Raw genomic sequence first — 25,022 nt, 5'->3', positions numbered from 1 at the left:
TGAAGAACCTTTTACTCCTATGTGTAACGCGTAACTGTTCTTTTGTTTTACAGATTTTGTACATTTCTCTTTTAACCTTTAAATCTTTACATCTTTATGTAAATTTATTGTTGTTCTAAAATTAGTACGCCGAACTCTTTTATGGCTTTTCCACTCAAAACGGCATATAAGCTTATTGTATCATTCATTTGACAGATGTCTGTATTTAATTTTGAGTAAGATGTGACTAAGAGAATAATATTTTTATAGGCAAAATGAGAAAAAGCCCTTAGAAATAAGGGCTTCTCTAAATAATAAACCGTTTTATAATTTCCCAGTTAAGAATTGAGCTTCTCCCATCCCAAAGCTCCAGTCAGCATTACCGTTCTCAACAATTGAAATCATAATGTCGTTTGGCTGAATACCGCAGCTTTCTCCCAGCTCTTTTACAATTAATCTGTAAAGAGCTTGTTTTTGCTCTTCTGTTCGCTGTTTGCTCGTTACGCTTATAATAACCAAATCCTTGCTTCTCTCAAAGCCCAGACCTGTATCTTCAATGATCATTTCATGAGCAGGATGCTGATGTACAATTTGATAACGATCGCGCTCCGGCACGCCAAAGGCTTCTAGCATCGCTCGGTGCGTAGCGTCTAGCAGTGTTTTTAACTCTTTTTCATCTCTTCCTTCTATTAGATCAAATCTAAGTAATGGCATACTAAGTAACCTCCAGCCTTTTGTCTAATGTATTATTGCTTCATCATATCACAACTATCATTTGTAAAAAAAAGATATGCTATTCATAATGTGCTCTCTAGTGAAAGAGACCTCAAACACTTTAATAAAAGCTGAACCTAATAAAAAGAAATGAGCAGCATAACGGCTCATTTCATTAGTATAAAAACATTTATAATAAGAGCTAAAATACATACAGATACAATGGCAATGAGTACGTTCATCACAAGGTTTTGCGAGGATGTTTTGGCTTGTTTTTTCATATCAGCCCGACTCATCTGTTGCTTTTCATGATCACTTTTAGACATCACGTAGCCTCTCCTATTCATCAAAATGTCAGCAGTGTGTAAATGATTTTTTGAGAAACCTTATTTCAGTTCTTTTGTATAAACAGCAGCATATGCAGGTTACCATCAGTTATTTTAGCATGTTTTGTCAAATAAGTGGACTATGAAGCGCTTCAATTTAGTATTCACGGCCAAAGATATTTAAATTCGTTGCTTTTCTCTTCTTTTCTCGCTATTGTTTGAGAAGAAGGATAATTAGATACGATAAAGGATGATACGATATTGAATAACCATACGCAGCTGCCTCAGTATATCTACACATACGCATGCAGCGAAGAGGAACTCTCACTATGTCAATTAGAGAGACGCTCTCTTTTTGAAATTGAAACTGAGAAACCTATCATAAAAAGTGCCGTTAAACTTGATCCAAGCAGAAGCCCTTTTATCAAAGAGCGATTAGATATTATGTATGAATCAGATGACCTTGCAGATATTTGTAAGCAAGTAGAAGATATTGACCTTGGAGACAAAACATTTAAACTCATTTTCATGAAAATTAATGACTTGGAAAAAGATCAAAAAATAAGTTATAAAGGTCAGCGTGCGATTGAACGTGATGTGGGTTGGCATTTTGTAGCAGAAGCAGACCTGCATAACCCTGACCATTTGTTTGGCATTGTTCCATTTGAAGGACGCTGGTATTTTGGGAAATACCAAAAAAGCGAAGCTGTATGGCTGCATCATTTGAAGAAACCGCGTGAATACTCTACAGCACTCAGTACCCGCCTTGCAAGAGCTGTAGCTAACATTGCCGTTCCAAACCCTGAAGGAATCAAAGCGATCGATCCATGCTGCGGTATCGGTACAGTCCTTGTAGAAGCCCTGTCAATGGGCATTGATATTGTAGGACGCGATATCAATCCACTTGTGACCGACGGATCTCGTGAAAATATTGCGCATTTCGGCTTAAGCGGTGATGTCAAAACCGGACCGATTTCAGAGGTTACCACTCACTATGACGTAGCTATCATCGACATGCCTTACAATCTCTACACCCACGCGACGCCTGAAGATCAGCTTTCTATTTTGAAACACGCTCGCCGCTTTGCGGATAAAGTAGTCGTGATTACAGTAGATACGATTGATCATATGATTCATGAAGCTGGCTTTTCTATTTCAGATCGCTGCGTAGCGCGTAAAAGCGTATTTTCTAGACAAGTAGTTGTATGCGAATAAAAAAGACACCAGTCTAACAGGCTGGTGTCTTTTGATTTACCACTCTTTAGGTTCATAGTCTAATTCTTTGAATAGCTGCGTACGCTCTTTTTTCGTTAAATCTCTCCATTGCCCAACAGGTAAGTTGTTTAAATGGATATTCATAATACGCGTGCGCTGAAGGCGGTATACCTCATATCCGAGCACTTCACACATACGGCGAATTTGACGATTTAAACCCTGTGTTAAAATAATTTGAAACTCATACTTAGACAGCTGTGTCACTTTACAAGGAAGCGTTTTTGTGCCTAAAATTTTTACTCCCTCAGACATGTTTTTGATAAACTCTGGTGTAATCGGCTTATCTACTGCAACAATATATTCTTTTTCATGCTTGTTTTCTGCACGTAAAATTTCGTTAATAATATCGCCGTCATTTGTAAGTAAAATTAAGCCGTCTGAATCCTTATCAAGTCGTCCAACGTGGTGAATACGCAAAGGGTGATTGACTAAATCAATGATGTTTCCCTTTACTTTTTTTTCACTCGTACTTGTAATGCCGACTGGTTTATTAAGCGCAATATATACATTATTTCGAGCAATCCGAAGCTGTTGGCCGCTTACTCGAATATCATCGCCAGGCTTAACTTGATCTCCGATTTTTGCAACCTTTCCATTAACGGTTACTCTTCCTTCACTAATTAACTTATCTGCCCCGCGTCTTGACGCCTTTCCAGATTCGCTAATAAATTTATTCAGTCTCAGGTGAATCACAACCTTACATTTAAAAATTTTAAAATTTGTCTCTTCTATTAGAAAAAGACATATGCCAATTTCTATACCGTCCCTATCGTAACATGCTATACGCTTCTCGTCTTCTTTTAATTTCATTACTTAATCATATTTTTTTAACAGTAATAGAAGTATAGGTCCAAAATACTTTGTAACCTTATTCTTAACATTTCAATCAATGCTTACACCTGTGAAACCTGCATCAATCTTCACTCCTATACAAGACCTAGACGTCTGGATTGACTGATCAGTATAGAGTTGCTACCATCAGGTTTTCTTATGCTTCCAGGAGGAGTAACGCTGGCTTTAACAGCTATGGCCGGAGGACGTTTGTTTGATAAAATTGGATTTAAACGGCAGCTATTTTATACGCTGCCTTTACAATTGGCGTAGGTTTAAGCATAGGACCCGTGATGACGCTTGCTTTAAATCAAGTGCCAAAACCGCTTCATGCTCATGGTTCAGCTATTTCAAATACGATTAACCAAGTTTCAGGCGCGATTGGTCCTGCTTTGTATACAAGTATTATGACTATGGCTTCTCAGCACTTTATTCAACAATCAAATGAAACGAATAAAACGCTATTATAAATAAAAAGCATGACAAGCGGAGTTCATACCGTCTATTATGTAGCCATCGCTTTCGCTGTCGTCTCGTTCCTGCTCGCTCTTACGTTAAAGAAAAAAGATCAACAGATTGAAACACAATAGATAAGAAACTACCAGGAGCTGCTCATGATTTGAGCAGCTCCTGGTACGTTTGGAATTTATATTACAAATGTAAGAGCAATCATAGATACTATGAAAACAAGGATAACAATACTTCTCTTTCTTTCTGTTTTCCATGCTTCAACAGCGCCCACGATACCACCAATAGCTAAAATAAAAATACCTATAACGTGCAGAGGCAGCAGAGATAATACTCTACCTAAACTCGCCATCACTCCTCCAATCAATATAAACCCTATTGTTACAATAGATTTTAAAGATGTTAAGTCTCGTATAGCTTCTTTTTTTTCAGTTTTACTCAGTTTAAAATACTCTATTATACTAAAAACAGCCGGTGTTCCCCATAAAATGAAGAAGCTAACTAATCTATCCGTGTCTACACTCACTGTTCATTCACCACCGCTATCAGTTTCTTATACACTTTTCCTAACCCATTTTTTAGAGATAAAAAAAGCGGCTGTAGCTGCTACAGCGGGAACCATAAAAACAAAGCTACCAGAATAACTGCCAAACGTTACTTTACTTGATAAGCCTTCGATTGAGCTCCACATAGTCGAACTTTCTGGAACATATAAGAGCGTAAGAATCATTCCTGATAGCAGTTGAAAGCTACCTAAGAAAACGATGAAACTAATGATAAATATTCCATATCTCTTCAATAAAATCTCCCCCTTGATTTATATACGATTTCACGCTTCATAAGTTCCATCATTTAACAAATCTATGTATTATTCTCGCTTCAAAGATCCTCCAAAAGAAAATTGATGGTAGTCATCAATTTCATTCCAATACCCTATGCACTTTACGTCAGGCTCATCAATAGCTAACACTTCTTTATTAATTCCTTTATAAGGAAGAAATGCAGTTAACTTTACCTTTTGTTTTGGCTTAATATTTAACTTATTGCCTTCTGCTAACACCTTAAATTTATTTTCAGAATAACCGTTTTTCATTTTTAAAGGATAGGATAAAAAGACATTATTTTGTTTGATGGTCAAATCGCTCTTGTTTACTAATTCCATTTCATATGAAATCCCTTGCTTCATCTTTTGTTCTTTGATGACGTTAATATGGATCTTTTCTAGCTCTTGTAAAGGAGCTTTGCCTTCTTCTTTTGAACATCCGGAAAACACGATGGCTAACGCTAATAAAACAAGAAGTCCTAACTTTCTGCTCAAAAAATAATCCCCTCTCTCGTAACAAAAATCACCTTACAATTATAACTCAAAATAGTAATTTAATGGTAAAAACACACAATTAAAAAAGCAAACCGTCATTGGTCTGCTGTTTTAATTGCTACGCATAGGTAATGTGTTGTTGTGCGAAAAACTTTTCGATAAGGAGTTTGCCAACTATATGTATATCGTAACAAAAGAAAAAAGAACGCGCTGTGAGATTTGTCACTCCTTCTTTCAAAATAATCTAATTGAATACTCGCTATTGCGTTACGCAAAAAGAGCAGAACGCAAACGCGACCTGCTCTTTTTACATGCTAGATATGGGTAATTTGTCCATGCGTGAAAAGCTCTTCAATAATAAGGGGTTTATCACTACACTTATAGAATAACAAAGAAAAAAAGATGTGGCTGTGAGATTTATCACAGCCATATCTTTTTATCCAACTAGCTTATTAAATTGTACACGTTTATTAATTGCCGCCATAATTGGTGCTCCAACAAGCATAACCACAAACTCACCAACAGCTGTTGTTAACCATGTAAAGAAAAATGGTAAATCAAATGCTAGGTGAAGTTCAAACGCAATAATAAACATCGTAAATGTAAATACAAGTGTATTAACAAGCATACGAGCCCACATATTTTTAATGTAGCGCATAGAAACAATGGTAATGAGTAATGATAGTACGGATTGTCCTACCCCAAACACCAGGTCATAAGCGACCATTGGTGAAAAAAACAAATTCGTCAGAAATACCCCTAGTACAATGCCGTACACGTACTTTTTATTAAATACAATCAAATGATTGAACATTTCTGATATACGAAATTGGATATTGGTGAAGCCAAACGGCTGAATTAGCATGCTGACAGCAATATACATAGCAGCTAAAAGACCGTTGACGCAAAGTGTTCTTATATTCATCTTACTATTCTCTCCTTAGTTTTTTAACGTGGGATGGTTACGAACCACGTAAACACTCAAAGAATCATACAGCAAGCTTAAGCTTTCGTCAATCGAGCTGTTTACAAACTACTGCTGCTTTCATGTCTTCCATATTGACTGCTCTTTTTTCTTACTTTCCCTTAGTATAAAATAGAAGACGTACCAGTATACATAGGTGACATAAAGTAGTTAACCCTTTTGATTTGAAATACGAAAGGATTTGTAGCGATGTTAGATAATACAGATAAACGCATACTAGAAGAGCTATCAAAAAATGGACGTATAAAGATGAAAGAATTAGGAGAAAAAGTGCATTTAACCGGACAAGCCGCTTCTGCTAGAGTATTAAAGTTAGAAGATGAAGGCATTATCAAAGGCTATACAATTAACATTGATGAACGGAAACTTGGCTACACCACCCATGCATTTTTAAATATCTATACGCAGAGCATTCATCACCACCCCTACCTTACATTTTTAGAAAGTCAGCAGGAGTACGTTATCAACAACTTTAAAATCAGCGGTGATGGTTGCTACTTACTAGAATGCAAATTTCATTCAAATGAAGAATTAAATGATTTTTTGACAGAGCTAAATCAGCATGTCAATTACAAACTTTCAATCGTCATTAACCAATAATTTTTTTAAAAATAAAGGTATATTAATTTATGAAAATGGCAATTCTAATAACGTATTCCCCCTATTCCAATAAATTTGAAAATCCTTTGCGCCGTCGCAAAGGATTCTTTTTTTATGTAGGAAACCGCCTTCTATTTTTTGAAAAGTTGAACATCTCCCATAGCGTTGACATAGCGGTCAGAGGTTTATATAATCGGTGACATCGAAGCATAGAAACGCAGACTCAAGACATATACACGTATCGTAATTCTTCGTCTTAGAAGTTGATCAGTTTTATAACTAGACAATTTCTAAGACGTTTTTTATTTTATCATTTGTGAAACACTAGTAAAAACAAGATTCCACATGAAAATATCCTAATGATCAGGGAGGTTTGCATATTGAAAACAATCTATAAAGACATCATTTTAATTATTGCCGGAGCGCTTTTAGTTGCTGCATCGATTGATTTTTTTGTCATTCCAAATAAATTAGGTGACGGAAGTACGGTTGGTATTGCTCTTGTTTTATATTATTTGTTTCATATACCTACAAGTATCAGCACATTTCTTGTGAACCTTGTATTCATTGCCTTAGCTTATAAATTTCTAACTAAAAAAACCATTCTTTATACGATTCTAGGAGCTGTCATGACGTCCGTTTTCCTCGGCTTAGTCAGTTATATTCCCTTTCACGTTCACGACATGATTTTAGGAATTGTATTCGGCGCCTTACTCATGGGAACAGGACTGGCTCTTATTTTTATCGCGGATGGATCTACCGGTGGAACAACTCTTTTAGCTTATTTATTAAACTACACAAAAGGCTATAATATCTCGAAAAGCATGTTCTACATGGACAGCGTCATTATCTTAGCATCGATTTTTGCCATTGGCGTCAACAATACACTCTATACTTTTATATTCGTCTATCTTTGTGCCAAAATCGTCGACATCGTTATCGAAGGTTTCCACAACAAAAAAGCAATGACCATTATGTCTGATCAGTACAAAGACATCGCACAAGTTATTACCAGTGAATTTGGAAATGCAGCCACCATCTTTTACGGATATGGCTACTACGCCAATAAAGATAAACGTATTATTTACGTTGTTATTAAAAAGAACGAGTTATTAAAAATTAAAAAGAAAATCCAGCAAATTGACCCGAATTCTTTTATTGTCATCCACGAAGTAAAAGAAGTTGTCGGCGGAAAATTTGGATTCATCGGCAATTCGCCTCATGAAACAAAAGCCGCTGCTAAATAAAAAAATCCACCTCTTGGTGGATTTTTTTATGAAAAAACCGTTAGAAAAAACGAAAAGATACCTGCTAAAAAGTAAACCGACCCTAACGCAATTGCTCCTGTAACGACCGTAAATAAACTTAATCCGATAGCCACCTTCATTTTCATCCACATCCCTTTTTAGATTAGTAGTATAAGTATGTCCAAGGATAGAAGATTTATAACTATGCCATTCTATTTATTTCATATATCGATGCAACAATTGTCTATTCAATGTGTTCTAAAACCACCCCTGACGACATAATATATAGGAAGAATTTCATATACACATCTTTGTATCACACATATCATATGAAATTAGGTGAGATAAAATGGTGGCTGTCCACTTTTTTGAAAACAAAAAGCTTCTATTAAGCCAGCTGCGGGAAAACATTCCTTCTACGGGTGATGATTTAAAGATTAAAGGACGAAAAGGAACCGTCGTGCTTGTGAATGATATCGATGAAAAAAATGTTCACGTGGAAGTTACTTTAGAAAAAGTAGTGAAAAAGAACTTAGCATTAGATAACGCTAAAAAGAAAAGGAGATAAGCGGCTTACGCTTATCTCCTTTTCTTTTTAATTTACATGCGAATCGTCTGTATTTTTTGCTTCTGTTTCCAAAAAAAGAGACTCCTAAAAAGGAATCTGCAGCAAAGAGCGATATCATCGCCTGAATATTAATACAAGCTATATTTTAACATATAAAAACATATTTTACAAAAATAAACTATTATTTTACGCATAATTATTTTTTTATTCGAGCTTTTTCAACATTTGAAACCCATTTCGTATAAAGATCTTTATTTATTTTTCAGGCCAAATTTTTGCATCCGGCTCTAATAACCACTTATGCTCTTCTTCCATAATACGGTCTGTCCAAGGATTATTGTCAAGATGGCGAATCATCCAGCAGAAGTACATCGCATAGCCGGGAGCCGTTGCTTGAGGGTGATCCAATTCACCAGGAATTGTAATAAAACTATTATCAACTACACGGTATGCATCTTCTCCAACCATTGCACAGCCAAATCCTTGCGGCTTGTCAAAACGATAGTAATATACTTCAGGCTGATCATGATGATGAGGCGGATAGCTCGACCATCTTCCTGGATAAGAAATAACTTCTCCAATAACAAGGTTAGAATAAGGAGCGTTGTTGTAATCAAATATTGTCCGAATGACACGCTGAGCAGTACCTTCCCATACTCCTTCACCAGCCACTGTGTTTTGACAATCTTCAGGCGTATATAATTTTGATGAAAATTCTTTTTCATTGTCCGTTTTTTGAACTAGTACTTCACTATCGGCAAGCCCAGTAATTTTAACCTCCACATTTTTTGAAACGTGCAAACACCAAGGCTCTTCTTCAAAAAGAGATTGACGCTGAATTTCCTTCGAATGGCCTTCCCATTCTAGCTTTACCTTTCCTTCTAGTAAAAGAATAGCCGTTTCACTGCTGCTGTCTAGCAAGGTTTCCTCTTTTCCTTGGGACATTTTATAAATTCCAATATCCATCAGCATATCTTTGTGCTGACCGGTCATTTCTGTAAGTACGTTGTATCCTTTATTTAATTCACCTAATTTACCTAACATACTTAAATTCCTCCTTTATGTAGTAGCGCAATCAGAATTTACTAATCACTCATTTTTTCTTCATAGACTCTATAAATTCTCTTGAATATGTGACTATGAGGATTTTTTATTAACGGCAATATTCTTGATTGTGTTCAATTATTTGTAGCTGGTGTGGCGCCCCTTCGTAACGGAGCCGTTGATTTCCGAACAATCAATTTTGGCTCAAGAAGCAAATGTTCTTTATGCATCGTTGGATATTCCATTTCTCTAACCAGCAAATCCACTACGTTTATAGCCATTTCTTTTGTCGGCTGTGCTACCGTCGTCAACATGGGCGTGATGGTAGTAGAAAGAACCGTATTATCAAAGCCAATCACTGATAAGTCTTGCGGCACATCAATTTTGAATTCCTTTGCGGCTTGCATAACTCCGATAGCCAGTAAATCGTTACAAGCAAAAATAGCCGTCACTTTCTCCTTCATTGAAAAAATTTGCTTAGCACTTTCATATCCTTTTTGAATACTTGCTTCGGTCGTAATAACGTGCTGAGGCGGCACAATTATTCCATTTTCTTGCATAGCGTCTCGAAAAGCATCTAAACGAGCGTGATTACTTTTTGCATTTTCTGTAATAATCGCAATTTTTTTATGATGCAAAGATAGCAAATAATCAGTCGCCAAATAGCTTCCCTTATAGTCATCCACTGTCACTGTATTAACGGATATGTGAGGAATTTCTGAAGCAATAACGCTAATCGGTATATCTTGCTTCAGCATATCTTTTAAAAGATTAGCATTGCGAAAAGCAGATGCTACAATTAAACCATCGATTCTCTGACGAATTAATAGCGATAAATACTTTTTCTCTTTTTCCGCATTGTTATCGGTATTACACATTACAACATGGAAACCTCGCTCATGGCTTCGGTCTTCTATGCTTCTCGCCAAATCGGCAAAAAAAGGATTGGAGATGTCGGGTACGAGAAGCCCAATCGTTTTAGTGGGTTTTCCTGTTAAAGCAGATGCTACGACGCTTGGATGGTAATTCAACTGCCCCATAACCTCAATTACTTTTTGTCTTGTTCTTTCACTAATATGACCGGTTTGATTGATAACTTTTGATACGGTGGAAATTGATACACCTGCTTCTTCAGCCACACTGTAGATGGTTGGCTTCATTTCATCTCCTCCTTTCCTTTCATAAACACATAAAAGGCGTAAACCTTTTACAATGGAAATTAAAGACCGCTTTTTTCTTTAATAAAGTTTCTTGCTTTTAACGCATATTCAAAAGGGTTAGCAAGCGCTGGATCCTGTTCTGCTTCTACGACAAACCAGCCGTTATAATCAGAAGCGGCGAGCGTAGTAAATACTTCATCAAATTCAATAACTCCGTCGCCTGGAACAGTAAAGGCTCCTTCTTTTACCGCTTGCAAGAAGCTCAGGTCTTGTTGTTTGACTCGATCAACTACTTCTTGGCGAATATCTTTTAAATGAACATGCTTAATACGATGAAGATATTTTTTTAAGATATAAAGAGGTTCTTCGCCTGAAAAAACAAGATGACCGGTATCGAATAGGAGCGAAACAAGCTCCGGATTGGTAAGCTCCATTAACTGCTCAATTTCTTCTGTTGTTTGTACGCCTGTTCCCATGTGGTGATGATAGACAATATGCATATCTTTCTCTCTTGCTAGTTTCCCAAGGTGGTGCAGGCCTTCTATAAGGCTGCTCCACTCTGTTGGCGTGAACACTGGCTTTTCTTTGAATAACGGAACATCCATTAGCCCTTGAATGCTGTGTCCTTGTTCAGATACAACAATTACTTTTGCTCCCATTTCGTATAAAAAATCGCGATGTTCAATAAATGGCGTCACCGTTTCTTCCAGCGGCTTTGTCGTTAAAAATGTACTAAACCATGCGCTTGCAATTTCCAAATTCCGAAGTGATAATGCCTTCCTTAAGATCGAAACATTCCGCGGATATTTGTTGCCGATCTCGCTTCCTCTAAAACCGGTTAAAGCCATCTCACTGATACATTGTTCAAATGTATTTTCAGCTCCCAGTTCAGGCATATCATCATTTGTCCAAGCAATTGGAGCAATCCCCAATTTTACCGTGTTTTCCTTGAACATCTCTTCCTCTCCCTTGTATGAAATTAAAACCTGTTTTATATTTATCGGATGTTTCTCTTCAACAATCTCATTTTCTTCTGCTTCTTAATAAACTCTTGCCATTTCAAGGTTTTTCACCTTATCTTTATAAGCTTCCTGTACATGCTGATTTTTAGATACCTCTGCTACTCCTACATGCCACCATGATTCATAACCGTTTGTCATAGTTTTTGGCAGCACTTTAATATCAATTAGCGTAGAAACCTCTTGTTTTTGTGCATCTTCTATCGCCGTTTTTAATCCTTCAAGAGAACTTACGCGATACGTTTTCACACCGTAGCCCGCGGCGCTGGCTGCAAAATCAATTTTCATCACGTTCCCATTTAGCTTTCCTGTTTCACCGTTTCGATAACGAAACTCTGTGCCAAAGCTCCCCATACCATTTGACATTTGAAGGTTATTAATGCACCCGAAGCCGGAGTTATCAAACAGTAAAATGTTTATCTTTTTTCTTTCTTGAAGGCTTGTAATAAGCTCTGAATGAAGCATTTGATAGCTTCCATCTCCAACCATCGCATACACTTCTTTAGCTGGTTCTGCCAGCTTAACTCCAAGGGCGCCTGATACTTCATATCCCATACATGAATATCCATATTCCATATGGTAGGTATTAGGTTTATTAGACTTCCACATTCTCTGTAAGTCGCCTGGAAGACTTCCTGCTGCACCAACAATGACGGAGTTGTCATTAAGGAGCTTATTCACCTCTCCAATTACTTCTGTTTGCGTTAATTGAGTACCAAGTGATTCTACATATTCAGCCAAGCTTTCATCTAAATGACCTTGTATTTCTGGAACAAAATCTGCACCAGTAAAACGTATGCTATGTAGACGCTCTAATTCTGTATCCCATGCGTCTTTAGCACTTGTAATTTCTGTTGTATAAACAGACTGATAGCCAATTGATTTTAGCTCTTCCCTAAGAGCAAGCAACCCTTCTTTTGCATCAGCTACAAGTTTCACGGCATCAAGTTTATTTGCATGAAATTCAGACGTGTTAATGGTAAGAAATTGCACGTTGGGATGTTGAAAAAGCTGTTTAGATGCTGTTGTAAAATCAGTAAATCGAGTGCCTACTCCAATTACTAAATCTGCTTCTTTAGCGATTGTATTAGCAGCTGAGTTCCCTGTTACACCTATTCCGCCCAGATTATAGCGATAGTCACTTTCAACCGCACTTTTCCCTGCTTGAGTTTCTCCAAATGGAATATGGAACTCACTAGCAAATTGTTTTAACTCTTTTGCAGCTTCTGAATACCGAACGCCTCCTCCACAAATGATGATTGGCTTTTTCTTTGTTTTCATTAATTGAATTGCATCTGCTAGACTGTCCCTAGTCGGAAGGCGGCGCTCAATGCGGTGAACGCGCTTTTGGAAGAAATAAGCTGGAAAATCCCATGCTTCTCCCTGCACATCTTGAGGCAAACAAATAGTTACAGCTCCTGTATCTGCAGGATTCGTTAACACACGCATCGCATTAATCATAGCTGTCATCAATTGTTCAGGGCGGCTTACGCGATCCCAGTACTTACTCACTGGTCGAAAGGCATCATTTGTAGAAATAGATAAATCATATGACTGTTCAATTTGCTGCAAAACGGGATCCGGCTGTCTAGTTGCAAATACATCACCAGGAAGCAGCAAAACTGGAATATTATTAGCTGAAGCAGTGGCTGCCGTTGTAACCATATTTGCTGAACCTGGCCCCACTGAAGATGTGCAAGCCATAATCTGCTTCCGATGTTTTTGTTTCGCAAAAGCCATCGCTGCATTGGCCATTCCTTGTTCATTACGCCCTTGATATACATCTAGATTTCCTGGGTTTTCTTCCAAAGCTTGCCCAAGACCTACCACATTTCCGTGCCCGAAAATTGTAAAAATCCCTTTAATAAACTGATGCTGCTTTCCATCAAATTCAACATACTGCTGATTTAAAAACTTCACTAATGCTTGTGCCGTCGTCATCCTAACTGTTTCCATGCTTCTTTCTCCCTTCTAGTAGTAGATTGCGATTTAAAAAAAGGAAGCATAAGGAATATCTTTAATTCCTGATACTTCCTTTTAAAATGAGATGCGATTTTTAATGACTCACTTACCAGCGCGTTGTTACCATTTTCTTTCTTGTATAAAACTCCACGCCGTCCGTACCATTTGCATGAAGATCACCATAAAAAGAATCTTTCCAGCCAGAGAATGGGAAGAATGCCATAGGTGCCGGTACCCCTACATTTACTCCTAACATACCGGATTCAATATTTTCGCGGAATTCACGTACGCTTGCGCCGCTATCTGTATAAATGCAAGCACCGTTCGCAAATCGAGAGTTATTGGCTACTTCAATGGCTTCTCCTAATGTTTTCACGCGTATAATAGACAGCACAGGTGCAAAAATTTCATCTTGCCAAATTTTCATTTCTTGCGTCACACGATCAAAAATCGTTGGTCCGACAAAGTAGCCATTGCCATTTACTGCTGCATCTGTGCGACCGTCACGAATAAGCTCTGCTCCTTCTTGCACGCCTGATTCAATATAGCTGAGCGTACGCTCTTTATGATTTTCACGAATAACTGGTCCTAAAAAGACGTTTTCTTCTAAGCCGTCGCCAATTACAATATCATTTGCTTCCTCTACTAATCTTTCAATTAGCTGATCCGCAATTTCTTCCTGTACAGTCACAACAGATGCTGCCATACAACGTTCACCTGCTGAACCAAAAGCGGCTCCGATAATTTGTTTTGTTGCTACGTTTAAATCTGCATCATTTAATACAATTGAATGGTTTTTAGCACCGGCTAAAGCTTGAACACGCTTTAAGTTTTCCGTGCCTTTTTTGTACACATACTCAGCTACGGGCTGGGAACCTACAAACGAAATAGCTTTCACTAATTTATGTTCAAGAAGACCGTTGACCACATCATGCGCGCCGTTTACAATGTTTAATACGCCTTTTGGCAAACCAGCTTCTTCAAACAGTTCAGCTAACCTTGCAGCTAAAAGAGGTGTACGCTCAGACGGCTTTAACACAAATGTATTGCCGCAAGCAATCGCAAGCGGGAACATCCAGCAAGGAACCATCATTGGAAAATTGAACGGCGTAATTCCTCCAATTACACCAATTGGATAGCGATACATGCCAGATTCAATGTCTGTTGCGATGTCAGGAAGCTGTTTCCCCATCATTAACGTCGGAGCACCTGCCGCGAATTCTACACATTCAATTCCACGCTGCACTTCACCTCGCGCTTCGTTAAAGCTTTTTCCGTTTTCAACCGTCACTAACTTTGCTAATTCATCCCAGTTATCTACTAATAGCTGCTGATACTTGAACAAAATTCGTGCACGTTTAGGCACGGCTGTTTTTGCCCACCCTTTGAAAGCTTCATTTGCTGCTTGCACCGCTTGATCTACATCTTCTTTTGTAGAAAGAGGCACCTGTGCGATTAATTCACCTGTCGCTGGATTATACACAGGTTCCGTTTTTGATGCAGCTGATTCAATCCATTGTCCACCAATATAGTTTTTTACTGTTTTTACTGCTGTTTGTGTCATACAATCTCTCTCCCTTTATCTGATTTTAATAAGCTTCTATTCCTTTAATCTCTCAAGATTTTCCCTTTGTTTATTAAGCTTCCTGCAAAACTTCCGTTGCTGTCTCTATAAAGTTGAAGAGCTCAACGCTTGTCGGCATAGCATCTGAACAGCTGTGTTTTGAAATTACAATCGAAGCTGAGGCACCCCCAAATCGCATTGCCTGTGGAATTTCCAGTCCTTGCATCAATCCATAAATAAAGGCTGAAGCATAGGAATCACCAGCACCAAACGTTTTCAGAACTTTTGTTTTAAATATTCCTCCGCGGTGAGACTCACCATCTCTTGTATAGGCAATAGACCCTTCTCCACCATGTTTAATCACGACGATTTGAGCATGGTGAGAAAACCAGCGCTCTGCTGTTACTTGGTCATTAGATTCTTTATAATTTAAAAGTTTTTCCATCATGTCAAACTCTTCTCGCGTACCGATGATCACATCTGATTTTTCAGCAGCTAAATTAAAATAGACAGCTGTTTCAGCTTCTGATTCCCATGTATATGGACGATAGTCAATATCAAAAAACACTACAACTTCATGCTTACGTGCATATTCTAATGCTAGAAACACAGCTTCACGGGAAGGACTTTTTGCAAGAGCGGTTCCAGATATTAAAAGAGCCTTTGACTTCTTAATATATTCTTCTGATACTTCTGTAGGATCTAGTTTTAAATCTGCTACGTTATCACGATACATTAAGATGCTGCAATCTGTAGGACTCTTGATTTCCGTAAAAGCAAGCCCCGTTACGGCTCCTGTTTTATCAACAACAATGCTTTCTGTGTTAATCTTATTTTTCTGCAGATAATCCGTAATGAAGCGGCCCATTTGATCATCAGATACTTTTCCGATAAAACCGGTTTTCAAGCCTAGCCTCGATGCTCCAATCGCAATATTAGCTGGAGAGCCTCCTACATATTTAGTAAATGTTTTAGTCTCTTCCATTGGACGCTGTGTTTCATTTGCATTTAAGTCAATACATAAGCGGCCGATAGCGATAAAATCTAACTCACGATTTTCTTTAAAAACAAGCGGATTCATCTTTATTCCTCCTTAGTTAAGCGCTTTCCTAAAAGGGTAGAAAGATCAATTTCTTTCATCCCCACGTTTACCGTCATTAATTCACTGCGTATTTTTTATGTTCAATCTTCACTGGCTGCCCGGATAGTAAAGATTCTTTTGCTGCTTTAGCAATTCGTTCTGCCTGTAATCCATCGTTCCCTGTACAAATAACGCTTTGATTTTCCATAATTGCTCTTGCAAACTGTGTTACTTCATCTATGTACGCTTGTGTATAGCGTTCAAGGAAGAAATATAGCGGCTTCTCTTTCACTACACTTTCGCCTGTTGATATTTCTACTGTAGTTGGACGGCAATTATCAGCAGCAGCGGCACCTTTTTCACCAAATACTTCAAGGCGCTGGTCGTAACCGTAGACAGCTTGACGACTGTTATCAATTACACCTAAAGCTCCATTTGCAAATTTTAATGACACAATTGCCGTATCTATATCTCCCGCTTCTTCAATAGCAGGATTGATGAGCGTCGTGCCGTAAGCCGATACTTCTACTACTTCGCTGCCCATTACATAACGAGCCATATCAAAATCATGAATCATCATATCCATAAACAATCCTCCTGAAGCGCGAACATATTCGAGACTCGGAGGCTGAGGGTCTCTGGAAGTGATTTTTAAAATATGCGGCTGTCCTACCTCTCCCTGCTGTACAAGATCATGCACTTTTTTAAAGTTGGGATCAAAGCGTCGGTTAAAGCCAACTTGAAGCTGTACCCCGTGTTCTTTTACTACTTCTAACGCTTGGATTGTTTCTTCTACTGAAAAACTAACGGGCTTTTCACAGAAAATATGTTTTTTCGCTCGAGCGGCTTCTTCAATAATCGATGCGTGCGTATTCGTTGGCGAACAAATGAAAACGGCATCAATTTCTGGATCAGCTAATAAATCTTGATAATTTGTTGTTAACGTCGAAATTTCTTTACTTGCAGCCCATTCATGTAAATGGTCTACTACCACATCTGAAACCGCTTTAATTTTTATTTGCGGCATTAATTTTAAATTATCAACGTGTAATTTCCCTATGCGTCCAGCACCAATTATTCCAATTGTAAGAATTCCCATCTTATTTTCCCCTTTAATTAAAAGTTAAGAAAACATTCGCTCAAACCTCTATGTAGGTTAAGCGCTTTCCTGATTCCAATTATACATAACGTTTTCTGAAATGCAAACATTTTTTATAGATTATTTAGAATATTTGTTTTTTGGAAATCTAAACGTATATTATAAAAAACTTTTTTTATTTTTTTATCTATTTATCGATGAAACATAAAGAAATTCTCTATATTTGAGTATTTTTATCATGAATTCAGTGATTATTGCCTTACATACTAATATTTTTATGATTAAAATAATTTAATTGAAAATTATATATATTTAAAATTTTAATTGACGTTCAAAAAATGTAAGCGTATACTTTTTATCAAATAGATTAAGCGCTTAACCAAATTAGTTTGATGTTTTACACAAAATAATCGATCTGGTGGTGTGGAAAATGAATGAATTTATTTCCAGAAAAACGACTTTAGACAGGATTGGGATCCCTTCTCATTTAACGTGGGGATACATAGGTATTATTGTTTTTATGATTGGCGATGGTTTAGAACAAGGATGGTTATCTCCTTATCTCGTAGAACGAGGTTTAACCATTGAACATGCTGCTTTACTGTTTACTGTTTACGGCATTACGGTCTCTGTTTCTTCCTGGTTCTCGGGCGTACTGGTTCAGCTGTGGGGTCCTAGAAAAGCAATGGCATTCGGCTTGATATCCTTTATTATTGGTTCAATTGGATTTATAGGTTTAGGACTTCATATTATGAATTACACAATTATACTAATTTGTTATGCTCTTAGAGGATTTGGTTACCCTTTATTTGCTTACTCATTCTTGGTCTGGGTGTCTTATCGCACGCCCCAGGAAATGCTTTCAAAAGCAGTAGGCTGGTTTTGGTTTGTCTTCCAGCTTGGATTAAGCGTAATCGGAGCCTTTTACTCAAGTTATATGGTTCCGAAAATTGGCGAAATCGCTACCTTGTGGAGTGGTTTACTTTTTGTTTTGATCGGTGGAATCTTTTCGATTATTATGAATAAAGACAAGTTTACCGTCCAAAAAGTAAACGATAATAAAACAAAAGAATTAATGAAAGGGATTACAATTGCATTTGAGAACCCTAAAGTAGGGATCGGTGGCATCGTAAAGATTATTAACTCTGCTGCTCAATTTGGATTTGTTGTTTTCTTGCCAACATATATGATGAAACATGATTTTACGATGAGTGAATGGTTGCAAATCTGGGGTACATTGTTTTTTGTGAATATGGCTTTTAATATTATTTTTGGTATTGTTGGAGATAAGTTTGGCTGGGTAAATACAATCAAATGGTTTGGCGGGGTTGGATGCGGAATTGTAACCCTTGCTCTCTACTATGTACCGCAATTCGTCGGACATAATTATTGGGTGATGATGATTGTCGCATGCTGTTACGGTGCAACACTAGCGGGTTATGTCCCTCTTACAGCGTTAGTGCCTTCTTTAGCTCCAGAGAATAAAGGAGCTGCAATGTCTGTGTTGAATTTAGGATCTGGACTTTCTGCTTTTGTAGGTCCTTTAATCGTGACCGTTTTTATTGGTCTTTTGGGCACGGGCGGCGTAATTTGGATCTTTGCTTGCTTATACTTCTTTGGTGCTTTTCTAACTGGTTTCCTTACGATTCCAACAGAGACAACTATTAAAGGCGAAACAATAAACGAAGTCAAAAGTTCGGTCTCTCTATAAATATGCTTAAGCAGAAAAAGCTGCAGGTGCCTCAACACCTGCAGCTTTTTTACCTTCTCTATTTTATAGCTTTTTTACTGACGCACGTTCTACTAGTTCTGGAATAATTGTTATTCGCTGTTTCGCATGCTCTTCTTTTTTCATAGACTTTAACAGCTGTTCAAACGTACTAGTAGCCATCTGAGAAATGGGTTGTTCAATCGTTGTCAAACCCGGCTCAGCAATATCAGCATAAATCGTATTATCGAATCCAATTACCGACAGATCTCCCGGGATTGAAAGCCCCTGCTTCCTTGCCTCGTTTATGAGCGATACCCCAATTAGATCTGTACATGCAAAGACTGCTGTTGGCCTATTAGGCAAGGAAAGCAGCTGTTTACTTGCTCTCCTGCTATCTTCTACCGTTGAATAACAGCTGATAATGGACTGATTTTCTAGTGATAAATTTGCCTCTGTGAGCGCTTGTTTAAATCCCGCTAATCGCCCCTCACTGCTTTTTCTATCTTTTTCAGTGATAATCGTTACCGATTGATGACCTTTTTCTATTAAATACGTACCTGCGATATATCCTCCGCGAACGTTGTCAATTGTCACTACATGAGTTGAGATAGAAGGATGATCAACTGAAAACAATACAAGCGGTACATCATGCTTCACAATTTTCTTTACGAGCTTCGTATCATTTAGTTCGGTTGCGATAATAATTCCATCTACTTGTTTTTTAAATAAAAGATCTATGTATTCATGCTCACGTTCTGTTTGATGATCTGTACTGCATAAAAAAAGCGTGTATCCCGCTGCTCTAGCACTATTCTCAAAAGCTCTTGCTACCTCTGCAAAAAAAGGATTCGAGATATCAGGAACTAGAACACCGATCGTGTACGTCTTTTTTCCTGTTAACGCCGCTGCAACACTGCTAGGCTGATAATCTAATTCCATCATTACTTCATTCACTTTTTTTATCGTTTTTTCACTAATACGGCCTGTTTGATTGATTACTTTGGATACAGTGGCTATCGATACCCCTGCTTTTTTCGCAACATCGTAAATGGTTGGTTTCACTTTCACTGTTCCTTTCTTCGTGATCTCTTTCCTTATTTTATCACGAAAGTATTCAATCGTTTATTTTAGATATATGCTTTAGCTTTAAAAGAGAAATAAAAAAAGCTGCTCTACTTGAAACAGCTTTTTTATAAATGATTAATTGTTGTTCAACGATTGTTTACTCATCCATTCCATTATGCTTGTTGTAGCTCCATTTATTTTAGCGTTGGGTTCATTATTATACAGATATATCCAAGATGAATGTCCGTTATACTGATAGGGCGAACCATCATTATTTTTGTATAAACCCGTGGTGTCATGCACATCTTCAAATAGTGATAAATAAACATTATTTGCGTGGCTTTTCACCAAACGTTCATAAGTTGGAAGAGTGTTAATCGTTGGTGGAAGAACCGTATCATTTTTAGCGGCTACGAACCAAATAGACGTTTCTTTCATCTTTTCAAGATCTTGCTCCGTAATTAATCTATCATTTAGTCCTTCACATACTGGAAATGCTGCTGCAAAGTATTTTGGATAATCACGAATCATAAGCATAGTCATATATCCGCCGTTAGATGCCCCTCCAATATAGATTCTATTAGGATCAATATCAGGGTTTTTAGAAACATATTCTTGAATTAATGCCATCAATGATTCTTTATAAATAGAAGTTCCATCCGCTTCACCGGTATAACCATCCATCCATTTTGTTGGTGCTTGCGGTACTAAAACGTAGGCGCCTTCAAAATAGGCCTGAGTTTCTTTTGTGACAAAGCTAACAGCTTTATTGGCAGATAAGGGAATTGTTGCATCTGTTCCTCCCTCTCCTCCACCATGTAGCCAAATGATTAATGGATTCTTTTTCTTATCTTTTGCCGGCGCATAACTTGCGTATGCTAATTCTATATTGTGATATATACCTTTTTTAATTGTAAAATCATCTACGAGTTCTCTTTTCTCTCCCGTAAACTGTTTCACTACAAGCCCTGACAACTTTCCTTTCTTTGTTATCATATCTTTTTGCTGAGTAATAGTGTATTGACTGTCTATCCATGCATTTAATCCTGTACCATATTCATCATAATTTAATGGCGCCCCTAATGAAACGGCCGGTCCAACTTCCATTTCTAAAACTGCATATTTTCCAGTATGTACGGCTGGTTGTCCATCTTTATCGGATACATATGCTTTTTTTACTGTACGATCTCCTTGTTCCAATAAAGACGGTTCTAATCGACTATCACTTCGAGCCACATGCACCTTAAACGTTTCTTTTGTAAGTGAATTAGTTGGAACAGGTTCACCTAAGTCAATAATAATTTTTGTGATAGCCGCTCCCCAGTCATGAATCTCTGTTACTGTACGATAAGATGTAGCTTTTTCGTGCGCCTGCTTCGCAAGCGCTGTTTTCTCATAAGAGAGTATAATGCCAATTGCTAGACTCCATGTAACAGCCAATAGTACATACTTTTTTAATCTTTGATACATGATGGACTCCTCCTTTTAAATTAGAATAGAATTATTACATTCTCATTCTATTCCGAATAATATGTAACCGCTTACTTACTTGTGTTCTATTTTACGTGACCTCTCTCTCTTTCTACACATAATTATTTTCCGTTGCCTAGCGGAAAATTTTGTAACTATATTCCAATAAGCATATTCTATAAATCCTTGAAAAATTTTTTTATTTTATGTATAAAAACTATCTATTAATCAAATCATAATCTTAACCTTATAAAAGGAGTTGATTATGATGGCAAACAGCAGAAATAAGAGCAGCAACGAATTAGCAGTACACGGTGCTCAACAAGCAATCGATCAAATGAAGTATGAGATCGCTAGCGAATTTGGCGTAACTCTTGGTCCTGACACAACTGCACGCGCAAACGGCTCAGTAGGCGGCGAAATCACAAAACGCCTTGTGCAAATGGCTGAACAGCAACTTGGCGGCGGACGTTTCTAAATCACTATCATAAGCAATACGGCTGGAGGAAGAGCGAATGACCGTTCTTCCTTTTTCCAATTTTTATATAGTCTCTTATCGCGTTTCTTCTCCTCTATATGTATCTAAAACAAAATCACTATCCCCATAACGTTCACATCCCGTTATATACGGTTCTCTTTCTCTCACAATAGATTGGATAAAACTTAAAAGAGATTGAGACATAACTAAATCAATCTAATCTAAAGACGAATAAATTGGATACATGAGCTAGTATAGGTCGCTTATGACAACGCTGTCGATTTCCGTGCAAGGCTTCGCTTTCCGCGGGCGGCCGCTGAGCCCGCAGGAGTCTTCGCCTTGCTCCCCAATCAACAGCTAGAAGCAACTAAACATATGAAACCTACGTTCACTATTACAAAAAAAACCGAACGATTAATCGTTCGGATCTTCCTTCAATTAAAATACTCTTGTTCTAGGCTCTTTTATCTTTCTTTATAAATGTGCAAGTTCTTTAGATATCTTTTCGGTCTTTGCTTTGAGCTGTTCTTGCTGACCTTCTAAGTCAGCGATTACAGCTAAAACTTCTGTATTGTTCGGTTCTTCTTCATACTGTTTTAACGTAGCGACAAGAGACTGTGATACTTTGATGAGCTCTTGATTAACTTCTTGCTGCTGTTTTAAATAGTCAAGTTCATACTCTGTTTTTTCCAGATTTCTCATCGGTCCCCTTCCTTTCGTTAACTAGCTTTTATTTAAGCACGCAGCCTTTTATTTTCTCAGTGAGCTACTTCGGCGTTACTTTACTTTATTTTCGTGATTGCCGTATAGCATTTTTTCATTCATTGGGTCAGCTGATTTTTCAGCGGGTGTCACTGTTTGTCCTAGAGCTGAATTGTGTTTATCATGCTCAACGGCGTCTACCATCAGCAAAACTTTTCCGTTTTTAAGATCAGATACATACGAGGAAGCTTCTGCAGCAGGTACACCATATTCGGTTAATTGATTTTCGATTCGATTAACATCTTGATCCATTTTTTCTTCAGACGGCGTAAAAGCATTTTTTATTTTGTCCATGAATGATTGATGGTGCTTTGAGTGTTGATCTGTATCAACTGTTTGCACATCAATTCCTGCAGAATGCTCAATCGCTTCTGTATTTTCATGATGGGGACCACTGTTTGTCAAAACAGAAAGTGCGCTGTCTGGATATCCCTGTGTTTTTAAATTTCGAATCGCTGTAATAACGGCCTCTTCTGTGTTATACGTACCTACTACATTTTTTGTCATTTTTTATTCCTCCTAGGTATTATCATTTTTTAGCTTATTATAGTATTAATACCCTTGGATTTTTTAGTAAAACTTTTTAACTTTATCTCTAGCTCTTCTTACAAGGAGAAACCCATAAAATAAAAGACTTGAATCTAACAATTCAAGTCTTTTTCATGATATCAATAGTTTTCGCTATAAAATGGGTGACAGCAAGCGAGATACTGCTTCTTTGAATTTTATAAACAGAGAGCGCTCCTTATATCGTTCAAGTGTTAACTTTGAACTAAACTGTACGTCTTCAAGAAACAGGTTCTGCAACTTTTCCGCAATAGGTTGATCATATACAACTGCATTCACTTCAAAATTAAGGCTGAAACTTCGCGGATCAATATTCGTCGTTCCTACAGAAGATACTTCATTATCTACTACAATTGTTTTAGCATGCAAAAAGCCTTTTTCGTAGAGATAAATATTTGCACCGTATGCAAGCAGTTCACCTACATGAGACCATGTCGCCCAATATACAAAAGGGTGATCGGGTTTGTTTGGAATCATAATATGAATCTGTACTCCAGATAATAGAGCAATTTTACAAGCATCCATAAAGCTTGCGTCAGGAATAAAGTAAGGCGTTTGAAGGTACACGCTTTCTTTGGCCGACATAATCAAGGAGATATACATGTTTTTCAGGTGCTGGGTAGTCGAGTTTGGCCCGCTTGCTACAATTTGTACAGGAACCGTTCCAGAATGAGTTTCTGTACGATGCAAAAATTGTTCCAGTTCAATTGGCTGCTTTGTTGCTTGATGCCAATCTAAAATGAATCTCCCTTGAATATCGTTCACTGACTCTCCTTTAATGCGAAAATGAGTGTCTCTCCAATAACCCATTTTTGGATCTAACCCTAAATATTCATCTCCTACGTTAAATCCTCCTATGTATGCTACTTCACCATCAATAATACAAAGCTTTCGATGATTTCGATTGTTAATTCGAAAATTAATTAAGCGAAGAATTGAAGGGAAAAATGCCTGTGCTTCGCCGCCATATGAAATAAGCTCCTTAAAAAATGATGGCGTCATTTTTCTAGATCCTACTTCATCATAAAGAACGCGAACCTTTATGCCTTCTTTTGCTTTTTTTGTTAGCTCATCTCTTAATTTCTTCCCAAGATTATCTCGTTGAATAATATAATATTGAATATTAATTTCTTTTTTAGCATTTTGAATGTCCTCAAACAATGCATCAAATTTCTGATTACCATCACTAAAGATATCAATTTCATTGTCGGTGCGCACAAGTGACTTAGAAGAATTTAAATTAGTGAACAGCAGTTTATTATGTTGAATCAATAAATCATTTCGATATTCATGGGTAGCTTTAAGTTCTTTCAATTGTTCATCTACTGAAGATCTTAAATATTCCCGCTCATCAGATGATAACTTATAAAAGTTCTTCTGTTTTAGCTGTCTTCCAAAGAATAGATATACAATAAAGCCGACAATCGGTATAAAAAATAAAATAAGAAGCCACGCCCATGTAGATCCTATATCTCTTCGTTCGATGAAAATAAGAATACCGGCTAATAAAATATTAATAGCTGTTACAACAGATACACTTAGTGTAAAGATATGGGCAAATTCCATCCTGTTACTCCTTTCTTTCTATTATATCGCTTTATTAACTCATTCCCTTTTTTAACGTTCTCATTCACTTTACTATACATAACACAGATGGCTTCCTTTTTCATCTTTAGAATCCAAACTTTATTGCTTTTTTATTTTTCGCTATACCAAAAATGTAAAATAT

At 37.4% G+C, this 25,022-nt stretch carries 26 protein-coding genes and 1 riboswitch; of the genes, 7 read left to right on the top strand and 19 right to left on the bottom strand.

Features of this window, described 5'->3' with window-relative positions:
- Positions 1-303 precede the first annotated feature (303 nt).
- Positions 304-693 carry a tautomerase family protein gene (locus tag U9R83_RS02590; protein ID WP_208732757.1) on the bottom strand — a complete coding sequence of 130 codons (390 nt, stop codon included), beginning with the start codon at positions 691-693 and terminating at the stop codon, positions 304-306.
- Between the two features lie 167 nt (positions 694-860).
- Positions 861-1,019 (bottom strand): hypothetical protein, encoded by a 159-nt coding sequence (locus U9R83_RS02585; RefSeq protein ID WP_014461742.1) that lies wholly within the window; start codon positions 1,017-1,019, stop codon positions 861-863.
- Between the two features lie 261 nt (positions 1,020-1,280).
- On the opposite strand from U9R83_RS02585, the gene U9R83_RS02580 reads away from it, so the two are divergent.
- A complete protein-coding gene (locus tag U9R83_RS02580; protein WP_042992352.1) occupies positions 1,281-2,234 on the top strand; it encodes a TRM11 family SAM-dependent methyltransferase in 954 nt (317 codons plus the stop codon).
- A 36-nt stretch (positions 2,235-2,270) separates the two neighbouring features.
- Here U9R83_RS02580 and rluF read toward each other — a convergent pair whose 3' ends face one another.
- On the bottom strand, positions 2,271-2,987 hold the full coding sequence (gene rluF, locus U9R83_RS02575) for a 23S rRNA pseudouridine(2604) synthase RluF (RefSeq protein WP_014461744.1): 717 nt from the start codon (positions 2,985-2,987) through the stop codon (positions 2,271-2,273).
- A gap of 431 nt (positions 2,988-3,418) precedes the next feature.
- On the opposite strand from rluF, the gene U9R83_RS02570 reads away from it, so the two are divergent.
- Complete coding sequence (locus U9R83_RS02570; RefSeq protein ID WP_014461745.1) at positions 3,419-3,595, top strand: transporter, drug-export protein; 177 nt, start codon at positions 3,419-3,421, stop codon at positions 3,593-3,595.
- 176 nt (positions 3,596-3,771) lie between these two features.
- Here the strand turns inward: U9R83_RS02570 and U9R83_RS02565 are convergent, their stop codons facing one another.
- From U9R83_RS02565 to U9R83_RS02550, 4 genes are all read right to left on the bottom strand, one after another.
- Positions 3,772-4,119, bottom strand: a complete 348-nt coding sequence (locus U9R83_RS02565; protein WP_115653006.1) for a hypothetical protein — start codon at positions 4,117-4,119, stop codon at positions 3,772-3,774.
- Between the two features lie 27 nt (positions 4,120-4,146).
- Positions 4,147-4,392 (bottom strand): hypothetical protein, encoded by a 246-nt coding sequence (locus U9R83_RS02560; RefSeq protein WP_116740565.1) that lies wholly within the window; start codon positions 4,390-4,392, stop codon positions 4,147-4,149.
- Positions 4,393-4,461: 69 nt separating this feature from the next.
- A complete protein-coding gene (locus U9R83_RS02555) occupies positions 4,462-4,911 on the bottom strand; it encodes a hypothetical protein (protein WP_140451893.1) in 450 nt (149 codons plus the stop codon).
- Positions 4,912-5,347: 436 nt separating this feature from the next.
- On the bottom strand, positions 5,348-5,836 hold the full coding sequence (locus U9R83_RS02550) for a QueT transporter family protein (RefSeq protein ID WP_014461750.1): 489 nt from the start codon (positions 5,834-5,836) through the stop codon (positions 5,348-5,350).
- A gap of 9 nt (positions 5,837-5,845) precedes the next feature.
- A riboswitch (PreQ1 riboswitch) is annotated at positions 5,846-5,890 on the bottom strand.
- A gap of 195 nt (positions 5,891-6,085) precedes the next feature.
- Here U9R83_RS02550 and U9R83_RS02545 point away from each other — a divergent pair.
- From U9R83_RS02545 to U9R83_RS02535, 3 genes are all read left to right on the top strand, one after another.
- Positions 6,086-6,496, top strand: a complete 411-nt coding sequence (locus tag U9R83_RS02545; RefSeq protein WP_014461752.1) for an Lrp/AsnC family transcriptional regulator — start codon at positions 6,086-6,088, stop codon at positions 6,494-6,496.
- 380 nt (positions 6,497-6,876) lie between these two features.
- Complete coding sequence (locus U9R83_RS02540; RefSeq protein ID WP_014461753.1) at positions 6,877-7,743, top strand: YitT family protein; 867 nt, start codon at positions 6,877-6,879, stop codon at positions 7,741-7,743.
- Between the two features lie 349 nt (positions 7,744-8,092).
- The gene (locus tag U9R83_RS02535) at positions 8,093-8,311 is read left to right on the top strand and encodes a hypothetical protein (RefSeq protein ID WP_014461754.1); all 219 of its coding nucleotides are present in this window, start codon (positions 8,093-8,095) and stop codon (positions 8,309-8,311) included.
- Between the two features lie 255 nt (positions 8,312-8,566).
- Here U9R83_RS02535 and U9R83_RS02530 read toward each other — a convergent pair whose 3' ends face one another.
- The 7 genes from U9R83_RS02530 to iolG form a co-directional block, all read right to left on the bottom strand.
- Positions 8,567-9,355, bottom strand: a complete 789-nt coding sequence (locus tag U9R83_RS02530; protein ID WP_014461755.1) for a 5-deoxy-glucuronate isomerase — start codon at positions 9,353-9,355, stop codon at positions 8,567-8,569.
- A 134-nt stretch (positions 9,356-9,489) separates the two neighbouring features.
- Positions 9,490-10,515 carry a LacI family DNA-binding transcriptional regulator gene (locus U9R83_RS02525; RefSeq protein ID WP_115653000.1) on the bottom strand — a complete coding sequence of 342 codons (1,026 nt, stop codon included), beginning with the start codon at positions 10,513-10,515 and terminating at the stop codon, positions 9,490-9,492.
- 59 nt (positions 10,516-10,574) lie between these two features.
- Positions 10,575-11,471 carry a myo-inosose-2 dehydratase gene (iolE, locus tag U9R83_RS02520; protein ID WP_140451896.1) on the bottom strand — a complete coding sequence of 299 codons (897 nt, stop codon included), beginning with the start codon at positions 11,469-11,471 and terminating at the stop codon, positions 10,575-10,577.
- An 84-nt stretch (positions 11,472-11,555) separates the two neighbouring features.
- Positions 11,556-13,490 (bottom strand): 3D-(3,5/4)-trihydroxycyclohexane-1,2-dione acylhydrolase (decyclizing), encoded by a 1,935-nt coding sequence (iolD, locus tag U9R83_RS02515; protein ID WP_014461760.1) that lies wholly within the window; start codon positions 13,488-13,490, stop codon positions 11,556-11,558.
- A 112-nt stretch (positions 13,491-13,602) separates the two neighbouring features.
- The gene (locus U9R83_RS02510; protein WP_014461761.1) at positions 13,603-15,060 is read right to left on the bottom strand and encodes a CoA-acylating methylmalonate-semialdehyde dehydrogenase; all 1,458 of its coding nucleotides are present in this window, start codon (positions 15,058-15,060) and stop codon (positions 13,603-13,605) included.
- A gap of 73 nt (positions 15,061-15,133) precedes the next feature.
- Complete coding sequence (iolC, locus tag U9R83_RS02505; protein WP_042992353.1) at positions 15,134-16,141, bottom strand: 5-dehydro-2-deoxygluconokinase; 1,008 nt, start codon at positions 16,139-16,141, stop codon at positions 15,134-15,136.
- A gap of 76 nt (positions 16,142-16,217) precedes the next feature.
- The gene (gene iolG / locus U9R83_RS02500; RefSeq protein WP_328575060.1) at positions 16,218-17,240 is read right to left on the bottom strand and encodes an inositol 2-dehydrogenase; all 1,023 of its coding nucleotides are present in this window, start codon (positions 17,238-17,240) and stop codon (positions 16,218-16,220) included.
- A gap of 430 nt (positions 17,241-17,670) precedes the next feature.
- On the opposite strand from iolG, the gene U9R83_RS02495 reads away from it, so the two are divergent.
- Positions 17,671-18,951, top strand: coding sequence for an MFS transporter (locus U9R83_RS02495; protein ID WP_014461764.1), 1,281 nt, complete (start codon positions 17,671-17,673; stop codon positions 18,949-18,951).
- A gap of 63 nt (positions 18,952-19,014) precedes the next feature.
- On the opposite strand, the gene U9R83_RS02490 is transcribed toward U9R83_RS02495, so the two are convergent.
- Both U9R83_RS02490 and U9R83_RS02485 read right to left on the bottom strand, forming a co-directional pair.
- The gene (locus tag U9R83_RS02490; protein ID WP_014461765.1) at positions 19,015-20,013 is read right to left on the bottom strand and encodes a LacI family DNA-binding transcriptional regulator; all 999 of its coding nucleotides are present in this window, start codon (positions 20,011-20,013) and stop codon (positions 19,015-19,017) included.
- A gap of 138 nt (positions 20,014-20,151) precedes the next feature.
- Complete coding sequence (locus U9R83_RS02485; RefSeq protein ID WP_328575059.1) at positions 20,152-21,486, bottom strand: prolyl oligopeptidase family serine peptidase; 1,335 nt, start codon at positions 21,484-21,486, stop codon at positions 20,152-20,154.
- Between the two features lie 268 nt (positions 21,487-21,754).
- Here U9R83_RS02485 and U9R83_RS02480 point away from each other — a divergent pair, with 268 nt between their 5' ends.
- Positions 21,755-21,964, top strand: a complete 210-nt coding sequence (locus tag U9R83_RS02480) for an alpha/beta-type small acid-soluble spore protein (RefSeq protein WP_016762907.1) — start codon at positions 21,755-21,757, stop codon at positions 21,962-21,964.
- A 474-nt stretch (positions 21,965-22,438) separates the two neighbouring features.
- On the opposite strand, the gene U9R83_RS02475 is transcribed toward U9R83_RS02480, so the two are convergent.
- From U9R83_RS02475 to cls, 3 genes are all read right to left on the bottom strand, one after another.
- Positions 22,439-22,666, bottom strand: a complete 228-nt coding sequence (locus tag U9R83_RS02475; RefSeq protein WP_014461768.1) for a hypothetical protein — start codon at positions 22,664-22,666, stop codon at positions 22,439-22,441.
- Between the two features lie 75 nt (positions 22,667-22,741).
- Positions 22,742-23,233 (bottom strand): general stress protein, encoded by a 492-nt coding sequence (locus U9R83_RS02470; RefSeq protein ID WP_014461769.1) that lies wholly within the window; start codon positions 23,231-23,233, stop codon positions 22,742-22,744.
- A 174-nt stretch (positions 23,234-23,407) separates the two neighbouring features.
- Positions 23,408-24,859 (bottom strand): cardiolipin synthase, encoded by a 1,452-nt coding sequence (cls, locus tag U9R83_RS02465; RefSeq protein ID WP_328575058.1) that lies wholly within the window; start codon positions 24,857-24,859, stop codon positions 23,408-23,410.
- Positions 24,860-25,022: the final 163 nt, after the last annotated feature.

The organism is Priestia sp. LL-8, assembly GCF_036227845.1.
In the GTDB taxonomy this organism is placed as follows: domain Bacteria; phylum Bacillota; class Bacilli; order Bacillales; family Bacillaceae_H; genus Priestia; species Priestia zanthoxyli.
The sequence above is the reverse complement of the archived record's forward strand: the minus strand, read 5'-3'. Positions and strand labels throughout refer to the sequence as shown.